This is a genomic window from Acinetobacter sp. ANC 4654 (assembly GCF_002135425.1).
GTDB lineage: Bacteria > Pseudomonadota > Gammaproteobacteria > Pseudomonadales > Moraxellaceae > Acinetobacter > Acinetobacter kyonggiensis.
This window is the reverse complement of sequence record NZ_NEGL01000009.1, coordinates 58,342-76,076: the sequence shown is the minus strand read 5'-3', so window position 1 is coordinate 76,076 and position 17,735 is coordinate 58,342. Positions and strand designations below refer to the sequence as shown.

The window sequence follows — 17,735 nt, the reverse complement described above, 5'->3', positions numbered from 1 at the left end:
ATCAAAAAGACAGCAACCGAGTGCGTTAGTGTAATTAAACCTCATTTTTTTGCTTTAGTGACTAGACCGAACATGGGCTGCGACATAACATGCTCTTGTTGCAATGTTTGAACTAGTTAATTTGAAATAATCCCCCATCCCAAGCCGAGGTCTTTATGCCTGCAGTAGTGTTTAACCGTTCAGTAGAACACCTAATTTCAGAAGAAATTACCCCAGAAAAAATTGAAAGCTACTTCCAGTCTATTGAAGATCTATTTAATAGTGACTATTTGAACTCCCAAAGAAGTCCAGGCCCACTCCCTGTTCTCTGGAAAAGAACAGATGCACTTGCAACCAATGAGTTATTCGCACTTGGTAAAACCATTCATTCACTTAGCTCACAAAAGAAAGAAAGCATCAATGAGTGGTTAAGCTCCACGGCAAAAAAGGTAAAAAAACAAGCTAAATTCCACGGTAAATCTGAAGGATTTATTCGTGAGATTATTTATTGTGGTTCTTTGTTTAAGTCTATTGGAGAAATTATTCCTGCGCCGAAAGCTCAACAGGCATATGACGTAGAAATCAAAACCCCAAATTCTGACTTCATTGTTTCTATCAAGAAATTCGGTAAGTCAGACAGCCATAAATATTTTGATAATTACGCTCAAAAGTTGGCAGATGAGCTGCAAAAAAAAGCATCCGCACACAAAATGAATATCTCTATGGCTATCTTCCTGAATGGCTCATTTAATGAAGGTTTGTTTAAAGCGCTTTTAAAGGTGATTACTAACTCAAAACATCCTAACGACATTAAATACTATCGAAACGGCCAACTAATCATGACTTCAAAACCACTGGTTTACTCAGGTTTGAGTCCTAATAGCGGATGTTGGCAGCTTAATGTCTATAGCCCAGAAAACAAAAACGAACAAACCCGTTTTGTTAAGCATATCGTTAAGGAGATTTCAAATATTAAAAAGACTCTTGATGCATCCCCTACATCAAAAGATGCATTAAGAGCGTTATATGTGAATGTGCATGAAACTTGTGATATCGACTTTGTTGAAAAGCGGCTTCAAGAGCATTATGAGCAGCTTGATCCATTCAAAGACCTTGGTGTTGACTTTGTTATTTTGCAAAAATCAGCAGTCTGTCAGAATCAAACAAGTGTTGAATTGAAAGGATTAACAAAGGAAATTGTACACGATGTTCGAATGTTAAATATTCGAACACAGGCACTAGCTGATTCTGCGATCCCACGTTTTAAGAAGTATATTGAAAATGGAGCCAGTCAAACCCACTCCCCCCTTAGACTTGATGGATTGGTTGGTTCGGTTGGCATAATCCCTGCACCAGTTATTACAGATGGCTTTTGGAGTGAAGAGCTAAAAAACAAATATGACTTTCAAAAAGGCGTATATCGGTTTGAAATGACCGAACAAAGTGATGGCTCTTACTCAGGGTCTTTGCCGACTGTTGCTCCGAAGGGTATCGTTTGTGAAGTATTTGTTCCACGGGTGTATGCAGGAGATGATGGTCAAATCTTGATTAGCAGCAAGTGTATGTCTCCGCATGACAACTTACTGATTCTCTAACCCAGGTTCTTAGTAAAAAGCACTCTTTTTTAGGGTGCTTTTTTATGACTAACTCTTTATTTTTACTAATATTTATCACAGTGTTCTAGATTAGTATTGATAATTTATAATTATTTTAATGTACTAGCCGTTAAAGGGTGTGATTAAAACTAATTAAGCTCGAATCTTATCTAATAGCGGTATTATAACAACCTCATAGATTTTAGCACTTTGCTCAATACATCTGTTTTTATGATAGTTTTTAATGGATTCTAAGAAGAAGTTTGCACTTTGATTGGTTAAACCTTCCTTGATTACATTAAATAAATCATCATTAGTTTTTTCTATTTTTTTTATTTCTTTTCAAATAATTTTTGAAAACTCTTTGTTATTCGAGATTATTCCATAATTTTGGACCTCTATTTGAAGCGTTACAAACATTCCACCTAATTGAGCTTGCACACGAAAAATTGAAAGCATTATATTCTTATGATTAACAGGAAGTGTATCGTTAGGACTTCGATATTTAGCCATTATACTTTGGAAAATTTCAATATTTTCATGATTAGCCAAGGAAATAGCTCTGAACTCCTTGATTATGTTATTAATAAATTCCTTTTGTGACTGATGATTCTGTTCAAGTTTCCAGTCATTGAATAAATTTGCAGCAATATAGGCAGCCCCGAGAGTGGCAAATCCTCCAAAAAAAACCAATTGTAATTGTTAATGTTTCTTTTAATTGATCTTTAACATCAGTGCAGCCGTAAGTAATAAAAACAATTACAAATATAGTAATAGTAAGCGCAACAACAGTACCGAGAGTATTCCTTATTAATTCCTTGGTGTTCATTAATTTCTCACATTACTCAAAACCACAAAATTATTTTTCGATCCTAAAGCCCAACCCATCTCTTTCACAAAAGGCTTTCCATTTTTCACAGTCTGTTCAATACAAAAGTAGAGCCATGTTTTCATTTTTTATTCTTTCCAACTATCAATAATATCTGCCCATTGCTGCAACATATCCCTGCGTTGCTCCATATATTTTGCATGATTATAAGATGCCCTAGTCTTATTTTGATCTGCATGAGCCAACTGTTTTTCTATCCAATTTTCATCAAAATCTTTTTCGTTTAAAATTGTAGAAGCTGTGGCTCTAAAGTCATGAGCTGTAACAGTCTTAAGCCCCATTCTTTTAAGTGCAACATTTAGTGTTGATATACCCATACCATCACTCTTGAAATGATAGACTGCAGGGAATACATAATCTTTATTACCTGATTCACTGTGCTGGCTCTTTAAAATATTAAAAAGTTGAGTCGACATTGGCACAATGTGAATGCGATTCTTTTTGGTTGTTCTTTCCTGGTTATTTGTCTTTGAGGCTATAGGGAAATTTATAATCTTTAAATCGAAATCAACATATTCCCATTTCATGCGTCGTATCTCTATGGATCTGAGCATTGTGTATGCAAGTGTGAGTAAGGCATTTTTTACAGTATTTGAACCTTTATATGATTCAACGCCATTTCTAAATAAAATTTGCTCTTGCTTCGTTAGTGGTCTTGCATGCTCAATATCGGGTCTTGCAATAGAACCACGTACTGCATAAGTAGGATCATTCTCAGCACGAAGGGTAGCAATTGAATAGCGCATAATAGCACCTATAAATTTCTGATTATTCATTGCTGTTACTTCGCCAGTACCCCTAATACCTGTTTTCCTTACACGATTAATCGTAGCTTTAATAATTTGCAAAACATCAGCAGATGAAACATCCCTTACATTTTTATTACCGATTACTGGCCATATATCGATTTCCAGTGCTCGTATTACTTTTGTTCTATATCCTTCGGTTCTTTGAGCAAGCATTTCGCGTATATACTCTTCTGACACGGTTTTAAAAGTATTTGCATCAACCTCAAGAGTTTCTTTTTTAAGTCTTTGGCGCTCTTCAGATGGGTTGATTCCATTTATTAATAATTGTTTGGCTTCATCACGTGCTTTTCGAGCATCAGCCAAGCCCACAATAGGGTATTCCCCCAGACTCAACATGGATGCCTTACCATTGAAACGGTATCTATATCGCCATAACTTGGACCCGTTTGGTCGAATCTCTACACACAAGCCATTATGGTCAGCTACCCTATATGTCTTTTCTTGAGCTTTCAGGCTCTTAATTTTAGTATCTGTAATCATGTGTGAGTAACTCTAAATTTAAAGTGAGTATCAGGAGAGGTACTCACGATATTACTCACAATATCTAATTTTGCATAGATTGCTTTAAATTGCTTAGATTCGTTAAATGACTATTTAAAAAGAAAAATAAATAATTTCAATTTCTCTAGATTTGTTTAGGTTTTTATAGTAATTTTTTCAGATAGCAAGAATTACTATGTAGCGGTTTTACCTGTTGCACATCAGTTAAGTTTAAAGAAAATTGCTGCGGTAGTTGGCGTAAAAAAATTACAGATGGCCAACCCTAAGGATGCCGAGCGCTTAACAGGCTATTTGGTGGGCGGTATTAGTCCAGTAGGGCAGAAAAAGCGTTTAAAAACAGTTGTCGATGGTTCAGCAGAACGATTAAATAAAATTTACGTCAGTGGTGGAAAACGAGGTTTAGATATTGGGGTCAAACCGCAAGATTTAGTCCGCGTTCTAGGTGCGCAGTTTGCAGATATTTTAGATCAAGATTAGGGCGGGTTATAAAACGAGTCAAAAATATAGCTTTATATGTGTCATCAGGTTGCCATTTTATTCTAAATTTTGATAAAAATATAAACCATGAATTATGTGTAGTAGATGTTCACATGCCATGATTCACGGCATCCTTTAAATATTTTTGCAAAGGATAATCATCCGTTTTTAATGGCTAACTAACGACGAGAAAGTTGTTGATGCGTCAATATGTTATTGACATGCTTTAATACGATAAAAGATGAATATAATTCACTTTTTTCTGAATGTTACTAAATCAACAGATTAAGAAAGTCAGCATCATCCATGCTTTAATAACAAGGTTGAATTTAAAGTGATTTACGCGTGTTTTTAAAACCTTCTATGCCCGTTGTTCCTACACTTGCAGGGGATTATCCCGAATGGCATTGTGGTCGTGAGCATTTTTCATTGTGGTACATCGAAATTGAACATCCAGAATTATTAGATTATTTAAATCAATTACGTGCAGATTTTTCCAAATTTTTATATACACCGAATAACCGCCAATTTCACATTACTTTATTTGTCTGTGGTTTTATAACCGAACAAAACCCAGTTCTAGATGATGATTTTGGTATTGAAAAACTGCATCAGCACATTCAAGATTTAACTTATATTTTTCCCAAGAAAATTCAATTAAAAACAGGTCGTATCAATAGCTTTGAGAGTGCTTTATTTGTTGAAATTATTGATGAAAATAAGGTGCTTTTAAAACTTCGCAATATACTTGGACAAAGTTGTGAAGAAATAGCACCGCTCGACTACTGTCCACATCTAACTTTAGGTTTGTATCACCAAGATTTTAATAGTGATTTAGTTTTTAATCATATTAAAAGCATAGAACAAAAAAGCTTTGAATTTTCAGTGGATCAACTGACATTTGGTACATATCAGGCAAAAATATTACAAGGTCAGCTCTATCCGTTTCAGCAATTTAAATTGGAAAATGCATGATGCAACTTATTTTAGGTGGTGCACGCTCGGGCAAAAGTCTCCTTGCGGAACAAATAGCGAAAGATTCAAATCTCAACGTGACTTATATTGCAACGGCACAGGCATTCGATGGTGAAATGCAAGCGCGTATTGATCATCATCAAGCGCAACGTCCACAACATTGGACTGTGATTGAAGAGCCTTTATATCTAGCGGATTATTTAATCGAGCTGGATCAACCCAATCAAGTGATTCTTGTCGATTGCCTAACCTTGTGGATGAGCAATTTGTTGATGCATGAAAATGCAGAATTACAAATGCAGCAATGCCAAAAGCTGTTGGATATTTTACCGATCTTGCAAACAGAAGTTATTTTAGTCAGTAATGAAACCGGTTTAGGTGTCATCCCGATGGGTGAAATTAGCCGTAAATTTGTTGATGAATCTGGGCGTTTACACCAACAGTTGGGGAAAATTGCCGAAAAAGTTGTATTTTGTGTTGCGGGTTTTCCCATGATTTTAAAAGGAGAGAAATAATGAACTGGTGGTTGGATGCATGTAAAACGCCAAGTGCGGAAACAAAACAATTGGCAGAAGAACGTCAATTACAATTGACCAAACCAACAGGTTCATTATCTGAACTTGAAAATACCGCGGTACTATTGGCAAGTTTACAAGACAATCCACGTCCAAATGTAGATCGACCTTGGATCACCATTTTTGCGGGTGATCATGGTGTGATGGAAGAAAATATTTCTGCCTATCCACAAGCAGTCACCCGTCAAATGCTACAAAACTTCACCACGGGTGGTGCGTGTATTAGTGTGATTGCTAAAGAATATCAGGCAAAACTGCAAGTGATTGACTGTGGTTCCGTGGGTGATGCCTATGAATATGCAGGTGTAGAGCGCCATTGCATTGCTTCGGGCACAGCGAACTTTGCTAAACAGGTGGCGATGACTGAAGCGCAATGTATAGCAGCGATGGATCTGGGGCGTAAAAGTGTTGAAGACGCGGTTGCCTATGGTGCATCTATTTATGTCGCAGGGGAAATGGGCATTGGTAACACTTGCTCAGCTTCAGCAGTTGCATGTTTTTTATTGAATGAACCGGCAGAACAGTTAACGGGTGTGGGAACGGGTATTCGTGAAGAACAGCTTATTCATAAGAAAAATGTGATTAATCAGGCTTTGGCTTTGCATCAAAATTATGTCGCGCAAGATGCCTTTAAAGCACTTTGCGCAGTTGGTGGTTTGGAAATAGCAGCCATGACAGGTGCTTATATCCGCTGTGCCCAACTTGGACTCCCCATAGTGGTTGATGGTTTTATTACCACAGTTTCAGCCCTTGTAGCAGTCCGTTTAAATCCAGCAGTTCGTGAGTGGATGTTGTTTGGACACCAGTCAGCAGAATATGGTCATCGTCGATTATTAGAGGAACTTCAGGCAAATCCTTTGCTCAAACTGAACTTACGTTTGGGTGAAGGCAGTGGTGCAGGGGCTTCCTTAGGGCTGATTAAACTGGCATGTAGTCTTCATAATCATATGGCAACTTTTGCAGAAGCTGCGGTGATTGGTGAAAAAGTTTAATTCTAGAATGATTGCATAGGATATTGCAGATGTTAAAGATTGATCTATTGCGTCATGGTGAAACGACTTTAAGTCATACCTTACGGGGTTCTACAGATGATGATTTGACCGAACTGGGTTGGTCGCAGATGCAGCAAACCATAGATCAATCTTTGCAGGCTTTTAGTCAGCAACAGATGCAATGGGATGTAATTTTTAGTTCACCATTAAAACGCTGCCGCTTATTTGCCGAAACTGTCGCAGCACAACAGCACAAACCGATTTTTTATGATGCAGATTTACAAGAAATGCATTTTGGAGATTGGGAAGCGCTGCCGACAAAAGTCATTTATGAAAATGAACCTGAATTACTGGCAAATTTTTGGCAACAACCTACTTTATTTACGCCGCCCAATGCAGAAAATATGCAAAATTTTCATCAGCGAATCACTAAAAGCATGGTTAAGATGCAACAACAGATGTTGGCAAATGGTTGGCAACACGCTTTGGTGGTAACACATGGCGGAGTGATTAAGCTGCTTAAATGCATCGCTTTGAATCATAGATTGGATGATATTCTCAAAATGAGCGCAGAATTAGGGCAACTCAATTCCTTTGTCATTCAAGATGATGCTTCGGTACATCTGCTCAAGGAATAATCATGACACCATTTTTTATTGCTTTACAGTTTCTGACGACATTTCCGATTCAGCTCAAAGAAATGCCAAGCAAACAGCAAAATGGTCAATCTTTACTGTTTTATCCACTGATTGGTTTGATGATTGGCGCAATTTTATTTGCCATAGCCTCGTTATTACATGCACTACCCATTATTTTACTCAGCAGTTTAATTTTGGTTGTTTGGATTTGGCTCACAGGCGGCTTACATCTAGATGGACTGGCGGATACAGCAGATGCTTGGGTCGGTGGTTTTGGCGATAAAGAACGTACTTTAGCAATCATGAAAGACCCCAGTTGCGGGCCAATTGGGGTACTCAGTTTAATTATTTTATGTTTAATTAAATGGTCGGCGATTTATGTACTGATTGAGCAACGACATTATAGTGCCTTGATTCTTTTTCCAATATTAGGTCGTTTAGCACCGCTATTTTTATTTTTAACCACTAAATATGTACGTGAAAAAGGTTTAGGCTCTTCGATTGCAGAATTTATTCCTAAAACTGTGGCGGTAATAGTTTTTGCACTCTGTTTATTGGCTTCAGCCTATTTTTCTTTGGCTGGTATTTTTACGGCAATGGTCTTTATGATGACCTTGGTTTATTTACGTCGTAAATTTATGCAGCGGATTGGCGGTATTACTGGAGATACCGTAGGCGCAAGTATTGAAATTGGTGAAACTGCCAGTGTATTTGCCTATAGTATTTTAATTTTTTATGTCTAAGAACATATTTTTAATATTTTAAAACATCCTTTTTATTTAAGTGATTAAAAAGAAACTCAATAGAATTTTAAAATAAAAACATTATGAAAAATAATTTTTAAAATACCTAATTATAGGGATGTTCGAAAAGATACGTCTTGCTGTCTAATAAAAATACAATTTTGTAGTGAAAAAAGGCAGAAATGAGATTGATAAAATGTCTCTGGGTATTTTTTTTACTTATATTTTCAAAATGTATTTATGCCGCAAACCAGACTTCTTCAGTTGATGTGGTGACGACTATTCCTGTGAGTTGCCAATTTTCCAATATTAGTCCGCAAATTATTATTTCTGAAAATGGTGGGCTTTCTACAGGCAGTTTTACCTTGAATTGTAATAAAAATTTTGAACTGCAATTGAGTTCAAAGTCTTTAAAAGATGGTGATGTCTCAACCTCAGTTAAAACAGGCAATGGGGAAAAGTTAAATACCATCGTGATGGTGAATTTTATAGGCAACAGTTATGAATTGGATGAGGTTAAGCAGATTCGTGTACTAGACCCTTCGAGTTCTGAGTTAGGGGTAATCAGCATAAATTTAGCAAGTCCAGTTCATGCAACGACACCTGCTGGGGTTTATCAGGATGTATTGTATTTGGATGCAACCTTTTAATCACTCATTTAATGAGAGAGAAAATAATGAAAATATTTATTCAATCAGCTGCAATTTTAGCTGTGTTATTGGGGAGTGGCTTAAGTCAAGCCGCTACAACTACAGCCAGTATACCTATGGGCGTGGATGTTCCCAAAAGCTGTACATTTTCAAATGTAAGTGCAGGAATTATTGTTCCTGAAGATGGAAGTGAAGCAATTGGTGATTTTAAAATGTCATGTAATACCGGGTATTCCATAATTTTTAATACGGATTCAAGTATTGCCTCTGGACCGGGTAGTTATGTAAAAAATATTCAAGGTAATCGAATTCCTACAACAACATCGGTCACATTGTGGGGATTCACAAACGTGATTACACATAGCTGGACATATATAGATAGTGGTCCTAATTATATTGGACCGCAATCTGGCAACTTTAAGGTTAAATTAAATAATCCAACAACGGCAATAACTAAAGCAGGAGTTTATATCGATACTTTAAATATGAATGTGTCGTATTAAATTTAATAAAAAGAAGTAAAGAGAATAATGTTATGAAAATATTAATCAAAACTGCAATCGTTTCAGCAGTGTTATTCGGGAGTGGCTTTACTCAAGCAGCAACGACAACCGCTAGTATACCTATGGGGGTGGAAGTGCCTAGAAGTTGTACGCTTTCAAATGTAAGTTCCTCTATTGTAGTTCCTGAAGATGGTAGTGAAGCAACAGGTAGATTTACCATGAACTGTAATGTGGATGTTTATAATTTCTACATAACTACAGATTCCTTGGAAGCTGGAAACTTAAGTCTTCAAAGTACTAATGGCGTTAAATTGCCCCTGCAAATAAATCAAACTTATATGTTTAACTCCGTGGCTTATGGAAATATTTTATTGAGTGCATCGAATCGGCAGTGGTCTGCAAATGGAATTTTGCCAATAGGCGCTCCTATTGATGCAATCTTAAAATTTAAATTAATAAATTCAACCACCGTAACAACACCAGCTGGTGTTTATATCGACACATTCCGTGTCAATGTAAATTATTAAGATTTATTTAAACTTTAAATATTATTTGAGAAAAACCATGAAAACATTAACAAAAGTTGCTTTAGCGACAATTACAGCTTTATCGAGTGTTTTAGCTCAAGCAGCAACAACCTCAGCAAGTATTCCTGTCAGCCTGACTATTACACCCAAATGTAGTATTAGTGATGTAACAACGAATATTGTTATTCCAATGGATACAACAAATGGTACAGGGAATTTTAAAGTCACTTGTAATGCACCTTATAGCATTCATACCACAACAGCAAACAGCACAACAGCGACAACTTTTGTGAAGTCAACAACAAATGCAAATCATGTCCTTAATACAATGGTCACTGTTGATTTAAATGGGACATCTGTTCCTGTTAATGTCGGTACAGCGTTGTCTCAATCAGGTTTAACGGTAGATACCTATAATGTTAATGCTGCACTTGTAGCAACAGTGGTTGCTACTACACCAGCAGGTTTTTATAACGATACTTTAAATATTAGTGTTGATTACTAAGTTAAAGTTTCATGGGGCACAAAATCATGAAAAAAATATTCTTAGCAATCACAGTATTAATGATGGTATTTCCTGTATTTGCAGCAACAGTAAGCTCATCTATTCCCATGAGTGTAGAAATTGCAAAGCAATGTACTTTTTCTAACGTCACCTCTGAAATTATTCTTCAGGAAGACGGTTCAGATACGACAGCAGGTTATACAGTAACGTGTAATACACCCTATAGTATTTTTACAGATAATGCGAAATGGTATGGGGGCTGGTACTCATATATTTCAAATACTCAAAATGAGCAATTAAAAACAGGTGTAGGCACTCGTGCGGTTTACGATAATGCACAAGTAACCTTACATGCAGGCATACCGCTTGCTAGATCTGGTTATTCTATAGATGATTATGAAGTTAGCATTCATGTTTCTACGCCTATTACAGCAACGACTCGTGCTGGTGTATATACAGATACTTATTTAATTACAGTAGATTACTAAATACTCAACATTTAAAAGGCATAAAAGATAATTTATTTAACTTTTATGCTTCTTCAATTGTGACTTAAAAATAAAAGTTTAAAACTTGGGGTGAAATAAATATGCGAACTGTTAAAAATAAAAGCGGTCTGTTGTTTGCATTACTAATATTAATACAGCCAGTAGCTCATGCAGATTTAACAATATCGCCAGTTCAATTATATATTTCTGGTGAGCGTGAGCAACGTAGTACAACAGCAAATTTAAATACTAAAAATGAAAAAACGGATAGAGCCTATGAAATCAGTGTGTTTCATTGGTCGCAAGACGAACAAGGTAACGATGTACTCACGGCTGATAATGAGTTAGTTGTGAATCCCAAAGCACTCATTTTAAAACCAGATAGTAACAAGGTTATCCGTTTTGGTTTTAGACAGCCTATTGCTGCAATGAACTTAAAGCAAGAAGGCACTTGGCGGGTTAAATTTAGTGAAATACCATCACCTTTGCAAAAAACAGGGATGAGTATTGCCTTGAACTTTAGTATTCCTGTATTTGTTGGAAATGGCTTTAAATCTGATATGGCATTTTATTTAGCCAAAGATGCAGGAAATAAACCTGTGTTAATGGCAAAAAATAATGGTACTGCACACTTTCAAATGACTAAATTTAGCATTCAAGATGCCACAAACAAAACATTAAAAGATATTGATATCATGAAATATGTTTTGTCAGGTCGTCAAGTATCTATTCCATTGGATGGGTTTAATACATCGACTCTAAAAGGGCTTAAATTTGTTATGGTGTCCGACACTTCAAAAAAATCCGTAATTTATGATATTGCGGAGAAATAGTATATATGGGTAAACCAAAATATAGCGTTATATTACTGGCGCTCTTAGTTATAACTCACTCAGATTATGTTTTTGCGAATGATATATCTACACCTGTAGTCAATGAGCAAGCACAGCAAGATATGATCCTTGGATTGTGGATTAATGGTGTGGACCAACAGCAGGATGCTGTACTGATATTAGTGGAACAAAAAAAATATATAGAGTGTAGTGTTCTGCAAACAAATTTTATCGATATTGCTCAATTTCAGAAAATTACTCAAATAGGGGGGCAATATTGTTTAATTTCACAACCTGATATTATTTTAGAAGAAGACATTGACTCGCAATTGCTTAAAATAAATATTCCAACACGTTATATGCAAAGACAGTATATTCAAAATACTGAAATTCAAATGCCTGAATTACCCGGATTGGGTGGTTTTTTAAATTATGATGTATTTTACCAAAATGGCGATTATTCTCAACAAGCCAATGCAGTTGTAGACTTAGGTTTATTTTGGAAAAATATATTTTTTAGCAATAGCTATATTGTTCGTAAAAATTTTCAAAACAATGACAATGATTTTAAAAATAATACACGTTTAAATACATCACTTACTTTTGAGTTTCCAAAAAAATTAACCACTTTACAATTTGGAGATAATGTCAGTACCAATACAGGATTGTCTCAATCTTATTATTTTGGTGGTTTTCGTTGGGGAACAAATTTTACTTCACGGCCAGATTTTGTGTATTGGAATACACCCTCATTTAAAGGGAGTGCTCTCGTTCCATCGACGATTGATTTAATTATTAATGGCAATAAAGCCTATAATTCAAAAATAAACCCGGGTGAATTTAATATTGATAGCAATATTAACTTTAGAGGTTTAGGCAGTGCCGAAATGGTGGTGCAGGACATTATGGGGAATCAGACTGTACAAAACATACCGATCTTTGTCAGTGAGCGGTTATTAAAAAAAGGGTTAAATGATTACAGTATTTCCAGTGGAAAGTTACGCTATAACTATAGTGAACAAAGTGATGATTATCGTGATGGGTTTGGCAGTGCTTATTTTAGACGTGGGATTACAGATAAAACAACATTAGGTGCGGTGGTTGATTATAGTCGACATTTAAAAAGTACAGGTCTGTTGTGGAGTCAATACCTATATCAAATGGGTTTACTGGAACTTAATTCTGCATACAGTGATTCGAATCAAGGAGATGGTTATACCCTAAGTACGGAATTCAAAAGAGACAAAGAAAAATACAGTTTGGGACTAAAGACACAATACTATAGTTCTAATTTTCGTATGCTGGGTATGGAGGAATCAAAAGACTCTTTTTTACCAGAACGCGAAAATTTGATTTACTTATCAAAGTCGGGAATTCCAATTTTAGGTAGTCTTTCATTGACCTATGTCGAGCAAAATTATCGAAAAATAACAGACCGTGATGATCAGCGTATTTTCGCAATTCGCTCTAGCCGTACTTTATTTAATAATCTAAACATGAATTTAGGCTTCTCATATGATGCAGAAAATAGTGATGGTCATCGTTTGGATTTATCATTAAGTTATCGTTTTGACGATAAACATTCTGCTTATTTTAACCAATCGGATTCGGATTCAAGCAATATTACCTTTGTAAAAAATACCTCCAATGCTGTAGGTGTTGATTATGCAATTGGCGCTGGGCGAGCAAATGAACAAAATACGGGGAATGTGGCGACCCGTGTTAAAACTCAAGCAGGCGATTTAGATTTACAGTATTTACAAACAGGAAGTAACAACAGTTATAGCGCAACTTTCCATGGCGCATTGACATGGTTGGGTCAAAGTGTCGATTTAACCAAGTCGGTAAGCAATGGTTTCTCTTTGGTTCAAGTGAGCAATAGTCCAAATGTTGATGTTTATCGCAATGACTTATTCATTGGAAAAACCAACAAATATGGAGAAATATTTGTTCATGATTTAATTGCGTATACCAATCAGCATCTTTCTTTTGATGAAAACCAACTACAAATTGAAGATAAGGTGATGACCTCTCGAAAAACCATTATGCCATTCAATAAACGTGGTTATATTGTTAATTTCCCTGTGGTTCGTACACGTGAAGTGAGCTTTAATTTGGTTGATTCCGCTGGTCAGATTTTACCACAAGGCAGTCAGATTATAGTGGATGGTAATCAGGCAGATATTTATCCAATTGGCAGTGATAACTTAGTGACCATTTATGGTTTAACTGAGGGGCAACATAAGTTAAATGTACACGTTTCTTTAAGTGAAATGTGTACGGTCGATTTTAGCTTGGATCCTAATCAGACCAGTAATGTCCCATTACAGTTAGTATGCAAATAAGGGAAGTATGAAAACGATGATTTTAAAAACTTTGGCGAGTAGTCTTTTCTATTTTGCATGTTCACATGCATTTTCGGCATGTAGTATTTCCGATACTGGTGCAGGTACGATTCGTTTACAGCCCAGTACAGGTGCAACGTCGACCATTCAAATTTCAGTCAAATGTGATACTGATTTTCAAATTGTATTTGAAAGTACGAATTTGATTGATAGCAGTGGTCAAAGTCTTCTGAAAAATATTCAAGCTTTTGGCTATACCAAACTTAAAAATACAATTTCAGTCCAACTGGCTTTGTCTGGGGCTGCTGGAAGTGAATGGCGAATGCTTAAAACACAGAACAAAGATATCAATAATCATTATATTATTACGGCACAACTGGGCAATGTAAATCTAGCTCAACTGGCAGCGGGTGAGTATCGTGATAGAATTTCAATCACGATGGATTATTGAAATTAGACTGTGTAGAAAATGATTGAAAGCATGATAAATAGCATGCTTGTTTTTAGAGGGTGCTCATAACAAAATGAATAATACTCGGTCCAAACAAAACCATAAAAATACCCGCAAGTACCATGGTTAAACAAGCGACTACACCTTCTTCACGATGGCGCATAAAGGCTTTACTGGTTCCAAAACCGTGTGCAGAATTGCCCAATGAAGCCCCTTGGGCAAATCGTGAATTAAGCTTTAAGCCAAGTAAAATCAGATCACCCATAGCAACACCAACGATGCCAGTAATCATGGTGAATAAAATCACCAGTTCAACCGATCCACCGATATTTGAAGTCAGTTCCATGGCAAAAGGTGTGGAAATAGAACGTGCCATTAAACTGTAGGATGTTTCTGGGTTAAAACGAAATAACTTTGCCAAATAAAATGAACTCACTACAGCAGCAAACATTCCAATGATAATCCCCAAACTGATTGCAAGAGCATGCTCTTTAATCACTTGACGATATTCATAAATAGGAATAGCAAAGGCAATGGTTGCAGGGCCGAGCATCCATATGATCCATTGGCTTTCAATCATATACGTATCGTAGGAAACATGAAAAACCAGCATAAACATAATGATAATAAAGGGTACAAAAATTCCAGGTGCTAAAAGCATATAAGGGTATTTTTTATGGAGTTTTTTAACCAGTACATAGCAAATGAATGTGCCAATAAAGCATAGCATTGCAATTAAATTCATCTTATTTTTCCTGCTTTATTGGTGGGTTAGAATGTAGTTTCTGTTTTAATAAAGCTTCTAATTTGAAACCGAAATACACGCTATATGCTGTTGCAACCATTACGCAGATTGTGCCTATAGATACAGCCAGAACCAGTTGCCAACCTTGAGTTAAAAAAAGATCTTTATATTTAATAATGCCGACCACGCATGGAATAAATAAGAGAACCAATTCGCCAAGAATAAAATCTGATCCTGTTTTAATCCATTGCAACTTAAATATGCCACTTAACAACGCCAATAAAACCAGTAAAAGACCAATTACACCGGCAGAGATGGGTAAATTAAATTGCTGCTGAATTATGGCGGCAATCCACCAAATCACGATAAGTAAACTCAGTTGTAGCACCACTTGAACGAGACGGTGCAACTTGGGAGGAAGTACTGAAGTAGACATATTAAGTTGATCTAAAAGCTTGGGATTATTTTAGGTTTGACCAGATCACTATATTATGAATAATAAAAAAAAGATTATGCCTAAATGGAATGTTTTGTGGATATTAAAAGTCTGACGATGTTTGTAAAAATTGTGCAGCTACAAAGTTTCACACGGACAGCAGAGGAGATGTGTGTTACTCAACCGACCATCAGTAAAGCCATTCATCATTTAGAACAAGAAATGGGCGTGCCGCTATTTCATAAAGGCGAGGCGGGTCGAAAAAGAGATGTGGCCTTGACTTATATAGGCGAGAAAATTTATCAACATGCTTTGGTTATACTTGAAGAACAACAACGCATATTTGAAACCGTGGCTCAAGTTCGTCATCTTAAACAAGGAAAGTTAATACTTGGATTGCCTCCCTTAGGTTCGGTGTTATTGAGTACCTTAATTGCTAGATTTCATAAGCAATATCCCAATATAGAGCTGAGTTTTTTAGAAGTGGGCGCAACGGGTATTGAAGATGCAATTTTGGCAAAAACCATTGATGTCGGTATATTACTCGGTCATTTAAAGCCAATATTAAGCGGTATTCCTATTATGGATTCACCCTTATGTTTACTCTCACGTAAAGAAAGCCAATGGAAAAACCGAAAAAGTGTTTCTTTAATTGAATTAAAAGAAGAATCCTTTTTACTGTATGCAGATACCTTTAGCTTAAATCATCTGATTATACATGCAGCAAATCATGCTGGTTTTGAACCAAAGGTGGTGTGTAAAAGCAGTCAATGGGACTTTATCGCAAAAATGGTTGAATCTGATGTTGGAATAGCATTATTACCGAAAATTTATTGTGAACAGTTGGACGCAGAAAAATACAATATTAGTGTGTTGGAAAACCCCAATTTAAATTGGACGCTGAGCATGGCTTGGAATACCACAGTTGCAATGAGTCCTGCGACACGAGCATGGTTAAAAATTATTGAGGAAAATCAGGATAAAATTCACTTTTAATCATGCTTTATAAAATAAATGAAGTGTGCTGAGGTGTTGAATTTTAAGGGCTTTATTGGTCATTGTTGCACACTATTTACCATAGCCCCAAAATCTAAAATAAAATTTATAAACAATTAGGGGGTTTCGGAATACCTGCCAAACGGCTTAAATGACGCGCCACCAAGCCAGTATTAAATTGGTCTTGCAACACAGCATTATTAATATCCGCACTTACCGTTTTCATAAGAAATTTAATCAGTGGTCGAGTCGCAGGTGAATGACCAAACTGGGCGTAAAATTGGCGTATTGCATGTAAGATTTCAAAATGCCATGCGGTTAGTTTTAAATTCAGGCTACTTGCTAATTCTTGCGCAACCGTTTCATTCCAAATCGTATAATCGACTAAGTGACCATCTTGATCGAGTTCTAAATTCATTATTAATCTCAAATTAGTTCAAACGAATACAGCGGGTATGATTTAAGCAAATATCGGCAAATTCAGCATAAGAAATAATTTGCATATTCTTTACGTCTTTACCCGCTAAAATTTCTGCATCGGTATCGAGTACATAAATACAATTCAATTGTTGCAAAAAAGGTTGCTCAAGCTGTAAAACAGATTCGCCCATTAAAATCACGCTATCTTCAGGGCTATAGACCTGTTCTAATTTTTCCACTACAGCGGGAGTCGTTGAAAAATTACTTTGCAGTAAATATAAGCTTTTATTCGACATGATTATTTTACTCTTCTACCAATACAGTACAAAATCAAAACTTTGAATGAACTCGCTATTAAGCTCAATAAACTCAATATCCTGTTGCGCTTGAGTTACAAAGTAAGCATCTTTATGGTGATTTTCGACCAAAATAGGGGTGAGGTCATAAAACTCAAAACTATCGACCATATTCGATGCTATTTTAAATGCATGTTTCATTTGCTCAAATTGTAATTCTGAATTTAATAAACTCAAAGCCCCATCTTGGAGTAAGACTTTGACTTCACAGCCAAAAGTCGCCAGAACCATGGTTGCCGATAGACTTTCATGCACGTGTAAGTTAAGAAGATTGGCTTGAGTTAGAATAACGAGTACAGATTTCACA

21 protein-coding genes and 1 pseudogene are annotated in these 17,735 nt (G+C 36.1%); 16 read left to right on the top strand and 6 right to left on the bottom strand.

From position 1 onward, the window contains the following. The first annotated feature begins 155 nt into the window (after positions 1 to 155). On the top strand, positions 156 to 1,574 hold the full coding sequence (locus B9T24_RS13845; RefSeq protein ID WP_086166310.1) for a hypothetical protein: 1,419 nt from the start codon (positions 156 to 158) through the stop codon (positions 1,572 to 1,574). 957 nt (positions 1,575 to 2,531) lie between these two features. Here the strand turns inward: B9T24_RS13845 and B9T24_RS13835 are convergent. Beyond that, positions 2,532 to 3,752 (bottom strand): tyrosine-type recombinase/integrase, encoded by a 1,221-nt coding sequence (locus B9T24_RS13835; protein WP_074947077.1) that lies wholly within the window; start codon positions 3,750 to 3,752, stop codon positions 2,532 to 2,534. Between the two features lie 180 nt (positions 3,753 to 3,932). Between B9T24_RS13835 and B9T24_RS13830 the strand changes: the two are divergent. From B9T24_RS13830 to B9T24_RS13765, 14 genes and pseudogenes are all read left to right on the top strand, one after another. Further along, positions 3,933 to 4,250: pseudogene (locus tag B9T24_RS13830) on the top strand (aminoacyl-tRNA deacylase); the annotation flags it as partial. Between the two features lie 345 nt (positions 4,251 to 4,595). After that, positions 4,596 to 5,225 (top strand): 2'-5' RNA ligase family protein, encoded by a 630-nt coding sequence (locus tag B9T24_RS13825; protein ID WP_171264914.1) that lies wholly within the window; start codon positions 4,596 to 4,598, stop codon positions 5,223 to 5,225. Beyond that, entirely contained in the window at positions 5,222 to 5,740 is a 519-nt protein-coding gene (gene cobU / locus B9T24_RS13820; protein ID WP_086166306.1) for a bifunctional adenosylcobinamide kinase/adenosylcobinamide-phosphate guanylyltransferase, read from the top strand. The genes B9T24_RS13825 and cobU overlap by 4 nt, the downstream gene beginning before the upstream one ends. Then, positions 5,740 to 6,792 carry a nicotinate-nucleotide--dimethylbenzimidazole phosphoribosyltransferase gene (cobT, locus tag B9T24_RS13815; RefSeq protein ID WP_086166305.1) on the top strand — a complete coding sequence of 351 codons (1,053 nt, stop codon included), beginning with the start codon at positions 5,740 to 5,742 and terminating at the stop codon, positions 6,790 to 6,792. The genes cobU and cobT overlap by 1 nt, the downstream gene beginning before the upstream one ends. A gap of 29 nt (positions 6,793 to 6,821) precedes the next feature. Beyond that, positions 6,822 to 7,430, top strand: coding sequence for a histidine phosphatase family protein (locus B9T24_RS13810; RefSeq protein ID WP_086166304.1), 609 nt, complete (start codon positions 6,822 to 6,824; stop codon positions 7,428 to 7,430). Between the two features lie 2 nt (positions 7,431 to 7,432). Further along, a complete protein-coding gene (locus tag B9T24_RS13805) occupies positions 7,433 to 8,173 on the top strand; it encodes an adenosylcobinamide-GDP ribazoletransferase (protein ID WP_086166303.1) in 741 nt (246 codons plus the stop codon). 272 nt (positions 8,174 to 8,445) lie between these two features. Then, positions 8,446 to 8,823 carry a hypothetical protein gene (locus B9T24_RS13800; RefSeq protein ID WP_143223755.1) on the top strand — a complete coding sequence of 126 codons (378 nt, stop codon included), beginning with the start codon at positions 8,446 to 8,448 and terminating at the stop codon, positions 8,821 to 8,823. Between the two features lie 26 nt (positions 8,824 to 8,849). Next, positions 8,850 to 9,326, top strand: a complete 477-nt coding sequence (locus B9T24_RS13795; protein ID WP_086166301.1) for a hypothetical protein — start codon at positions 8,850 to 8,852, stop codon at positions 9,324 to 9,326. Positions 9,327 to 9,358: 32 nt separating this feature from the next. After that, positions 9,359 to 9,853 carry a hypothetical protein gene (locus B9T24_RS13790; protein WP_086166300.1) on the top strand — a complete coding sequence of 165 codons (495 nt, stop codon included), beginning with the start codon at positions 9,359 to 9,361 and terminating at the stop codon, positions 9,851 to 9,853. 37 nt (positions 9,854 to 9,890) lie between these two features. Next, positions 9,891 to 10,358 carry a hypothetical protein gene (locus B9T24_RS13785; RefSeq protein WP_086166299.1) on the top strand — a complete coding sequence of 156 codons (468 nt, stop codon included), beginning with the start codon at positions 9,891 to 9,893 and terminating at the stop codon, positions 10,356 to 10,358. Between the two features lie 26 nt (positions 10,359 to 10,384). Beyond that, complete coding sequence (locus B9T24_RS13780) at positions 10,385 to 10,846, top strand: hypothetical protein (RefSeq protein WP_086166298.1); 462 nt, start codon at positions 10,385 to 10,387, stop codon at positions 10,844 to 10,846. 101 nt (positions 10,847 to 10,947) lie between these two features. Further along, complete coding sequence (locus tag B9T24_RS13775; RefSeq protein WP_086166297.1) at positions 10,948 to 11,679, top strand: molecular chaperone; 732 nt, start codon at positions 10,948 to 10,950, stop codon at positions 11,677 to 11,679. Positions 11,680 to 11,684: 5 nt separating this feature from the next. After that, complete coding sequence (locus B9T24_RS13770; protein ID WP_086166296.1) at positions 11,685 to 14,024, top strand: fimbria/pilus outer membrane usher protein; 2,340 nt, start codon at positions 11,685 to 11,687, stop codon at positions 14,022 to 14,024. 7 nt (positions 14,025 to 14,031) lie between these two features. Continuing rightward, entirely contained in the window at positions 14,032 to 14,475 is a 444-nt protein-coding gene (locus tag B9T24_RS13765) for a hypothetical protein (protein ID WP_086166295.1), read from the top strand. Positions 14,476 to 14,527: 52 nt separating this feature from the next. Here the strand turns inward: B9T24_RS13765 and B9T24_RS13760 are convergent, their stop codons facing one another. Further along, positions 14,528 to 15,220 (bottom strand): LrgB family protein, encoded by a 693-nt coding sequence (locus B9T24_RS13760; RefSeq protein WP_086166294.1) that lies wholly within the window; start codon positions 15,218 to 15,220, stop codon positions 14,528 to 14,530. 1 nt (position 15,221) lies between these two features. Beyond that, on the bottom strand, positions 15,222 to 15,656 hold the full coding sequence (locus tag B9T24_RS13755) for a CidA/LrgA family protein (RefSeq protein WP_086166293.1): 435 nt from the start codon (positions 15,654 to 15,656) through the stop codon (positions 15,222 to 15,224). 96 nt (positions 15,657 to 15,752) lie between these two features. Here B9T24_RS13755 and B9T24_RS13750 point away from each other — a divergent pair, with 96 nt between their 5' ends. Further along, positions 15,753 to 16,652, top strand: a complete 900-nt coding sequence (locus B9T24_RS13750) for a LysR family transcriptional regulator (protein WP_086166406.1) — start codon at positions 15,753 to 15,755, stop codon at positions 16,650 to 16,652. Between the two features lie 106 nt (positions 16,653 to 16,758). On the opposite strand, the gene B9T24_RS13745 is transcribed toward B9T24_RS13750, so the two are convergent. Genes B9T24_RS13745 through B9T24_RS13735 form a run of 3 tightly spaced genes read right to left on the bottom strand, consistent with a single transcriptional unit; the run spans position 16,759 to position 17,734 of the window. Beyond that, entirely contained in the window at positions 16,759 to 17,070 is a 312-nt protein-coding gene (locus B9T24_RS13745) for a TusE/DsrC/DsvC family sulfur relay protein (RefSeq protein ID WP_086166292.1), read from the bottom strand. Between the two features lie 13 nt (positions 17,071 to 17,083). Further along, positions 17,084 to 17,368: a hypothetical protein gene (locus B9T24_RS13740; protein ID WP_086166291.1), complete on the bottom strand. Its 285-nt coding sequence runs from the start codon at positions 17,366 to 17,368 to the stop codon at positions 17,084 to 17,086. Positions 17,369 to 17,383: 15 nt separating this feature from the next. Next, positions 17,384 to 17,734 (bottom strand): hypothetical protein, encoded by a 351-nt coding sequence (locus B9T24_RS13735; RefSeq protein ID WP_086166290.1) that lies wholly within the window; start codon positions 17,732 to 17,734, stop codon positions 17,384 to 17,386. Position 17,735: the final 1 nt, after the last annotated feature.